At 43.6% G+C, this 3154-nt stretch carries 3 protein-coding genes; all 3 read left to right on the plus strand.

Features of this window, described 5'->3' with window-relative positions; genetic code table 11:
* The first annotated feature begins 248 nt into the window (after positions 1-248).
* Entirely contained in the window at positions 249-1277 is a 1029-nt protein-coding gene (gene hpsN, locus F6K37_RS36000) for a hormogonium polysaccharide biosynthesis glycosyltransferase HpsN (protein WP_287255752.1), read from the plus strand.
* 4 nt (positions 1278-1281) lie between these two features.
* A complete protein-coding gene (locus tag F6K37_RS36005) occupies positions 1282-1419 on the plus strand; it encodes a hypothetical protein (RefSeq protein WP_287255754.1) in 138 nt (45 codons plus the stop codon).
* An 834-nt stretch (positions 1420-2253) separates the two neighbouring features.
* Positions 2254-3154 (plus strand): glycosyltransferase (locus tag F6K37_RS36010; RefSeq protein WP_287255757.1); only part of this gene is annotated, 901 nt, incomplete at its 3' end.

A 3154-nucleotide genomic window follows, 5' to 3' on the forward strand; every position in this document is an offset into this window, starting at 1 on the left:
TGAACCGGTCTCCACGGATAACTGTTCCCTGTACTATGCTGGGACAGCGTTTCTAGCTCCCGTGAGGTACAGATTCAGCAATGAAACCCCTATCTTCTAAGACTCAGGTGTACCTCACCAGCCATGGGAAAGCTGTATTGGTTTTACCTCTTAGCTTAAGAATTGTCTAACTTTCCATAAAACCACGGATGTCCAAGGATAGCATGTTAGTTAAACTATTATCGATTGTCGGCATTATCAGCAGTTAAATGCTTAAGGACAAAGTACTCAAAACAACGACAATGATTTCTGTAATTATCCCTACTTACGGACGGGAAGACCCTTTGCGGGATACCCTAGAAGATGTCCTCAAGCAAGACTACCCTGCTTTTGAAGTACTGGTTGTTGATCAAACTCGAACCCACAAACCAGAGATTCAATCCTATTTAGAGCAGCTGGCTAATGCTGGTAAGATTCGCTGGTTCCGGGTTGATTGGGCAAGTTTACCTGGGGCAAGAAATTATGGGGTAAGGCGGGCATCCGGGGAGATTATTGTGTTTATTGATGATGATATCAAGATGCCACCGGGGTATTTAACTGCTCACGCTCGTAACTATGAACAATCCCCAGAGATTGGGGCAGTGGCAGGACGAGTATTTGACCGGATGAAGCTAGCGGAGAAAGGAGCAGCAGCAGATTCCCCCACTCCCTCTTACACCATTGAAGACTTGCCTAAGGAGGCCATGGACCCTGGGATTGCATGGTATTACATAGACTTAGTCCATACCGTGAAGCCCCAACGGGTGATCTCAGCCCGAGGCTGCAATATGTCTTTCCGCCGGGAAATTTTTACCAAGTACGGGCTGCACTTTGATGAACAGTTCCGGGGGAGTGCGGTTCGTGAGGAGTCAGATTTTTGTTTGCGATTTCGCCGCACTGGTTATCAAATTTGGTATGACCCAGATGCTTATTTAGTCCATTTAGGGGAAGAAACTGGGGGATGTCATGATATTACTACGCGATCGCTTGAGTATCAGTTGACCTTTTATCACAACCATTTCCTGATGGGAATGAAAAACCTTACCCTTAGTCAACAGCTACGGCTGTTTGGTCGTCTATTTGATTGCCACGTCTTAGGAAATCCTCCTTGTAATAAAAGTGGTTCCCCGATCAAAATTATTAGCCGCGCTGGTTTCTACATGTTGGGATTTTTAAAAGCACTTGGTACACGCATCAAATCTATCTGGGATGATGGTCAAATTTATAGTCGGCTAGACGGTTATAAGGTTGAAGGTTAGTTGGTTGAAGGTTAGTTGGTTGAAGGTTAGTTGGTTGAAGGTTAGTTGGTTGAAGGTTAGTTGGTTGAAGGTTAGTTGGTTGAAGGTTAGTTGGTTGAAGGTTAGTTGGTTGAAGGTTAGTTGGTTTAAGGTTGCCAGTTAAAGCGAGCGTTTAAATCTTAAACCTACCAATAAATAAACCTAATTATGATCTTGCCCCTTCAATTAAACCATTTAAAATTTAGTCTAGCGGTTTCTAGCCTAATCAGGTACACAATATTTTTTACCTCTTCCCTCTTACCTGTTCCTTGTTAACTGTTCTATCTTCACTAAAACAAAAAAAATGTACCTCACCAAATTAAAACCGCTATAGTCATAATTGCTGATATTAAAGTCATAATAATTAAAATTTAATCCTGTTTTAAAAACAAAATTTATAAGTATAGTTTAAGTAACAAGAACTAAAAATACCTATTTATAGCGTTTCTAGGACTCATGAGGTACACATAATTGTTTGACTATTGGCTCTTGCCTCTTCTCTCTTACCTGCTCCGAAGTCCCTGCTCCGTTCGCGTAGCGTGGCCTACGGCCTCAGTCCCTGCTCCCTAAAACCCAGATATTTGTACCTCACAAGTCGTAGAATTGCTATATTTTCACTAGTCTTAAGTAGGTAGTTTGGTACTGGTACAAGAGCTAAGTTTAACTGAGATCTCTCACCATTGTGATTAATCCTACATGAACCAAGCTGATTGATACTACGGGAACGCCAAGGGCGAACAACCTCCAACCTCCAACCTTGGCCTTTCGGCCACGCGATCGCGTTCAACCAGCAACCAGCAACCAGCAACCTTCAACCTTCAACCAGCAACCAGCAACCAGCAACCAGCAACCTTCAACCAGCAACCAGCAACCAGCAACCAGCAACCTTCAACCTTCAACCTTCAACCTTCAACCAGCAACCTTCAACCAGCAACCGTTAACTGTCAAAAAATTACCCATGAAAATCTTAGTTGCTAGCCACTCCTATATTGTTGACCTTAACTGCGAGAAGTTACGAACACTCGCTCACTTAGAACCTAACATTGAGGTAACTGTGGTGGTTCCCCGGCGCTGGCGTCCTGGTGGTGTTCAAAATCGCATCATTGAAACCCAACCCCGTGAGGAAGGTTCATTTCGGGTGGTACCAGTGTCTAACTTTAGTGAAAATAATCAGGGGCTGCTGACATTTGGGCTAGATATTATCTCTTTATTGAAACAGTTTCGCCCCAATATTATTCAAGTGGAACAGGGAGCTAAAGCATTAGGTTATGCTCAATTTATTACCCTGAATAAGCTATTGGGACTAAAGGCAAAAAACCTATTTTTTACTTGGTGGAACCTGCCCTACCAGGTAAAATTTCCAGTGTCTGTGTTGGAAGGGTATAACCTGGGCCATACCGATGGACTGATTTGTGGGAATCAGGATGGGGTAGAAATCCTGCGACAACATGGTTATAACGGAGCAGCTAAAGTAATGCCCCAATTGGGAGTAGATGAAAGCCTGTTTCTTCCCCAACCTCAGCCAGAGTTAAAACAGCAGTTGGGAATTCAACCCAATGATTTTGTGGTGGGATTTGTGGGACGGTTTGTAGAGGAGAAGGGATTACTGACTTTGGGTCAAGCCCTAGCTGGGTTATCTGGGATGCAGTGGAAGTGGCTGCTGCTAGGGCGTGGTCCCCTCAAGCCGATATTGATGGAAAAGGCGGCAGAGTGGGGAATTAAAGACCAACTGATTTGGATTGAGAGTGTTCCCCATGACGAGGTACCTCGTTATATTAATGTGATGAATACTCTGGTGCTACCATCAGAGACTAATTATAAGTTTAAAACCTTAACTAGTGTAGGTTGGAAGGAACAGT

This window comes from Moorena sp. SIO4E2 (assembly GCF_010671945.1).
Lineage (GTDB): Bacteria > Cyanobacteriota > Cyanobacteriia > Cyanobacteriales > Coleofasciculaceae > Moorena > Moorena producens.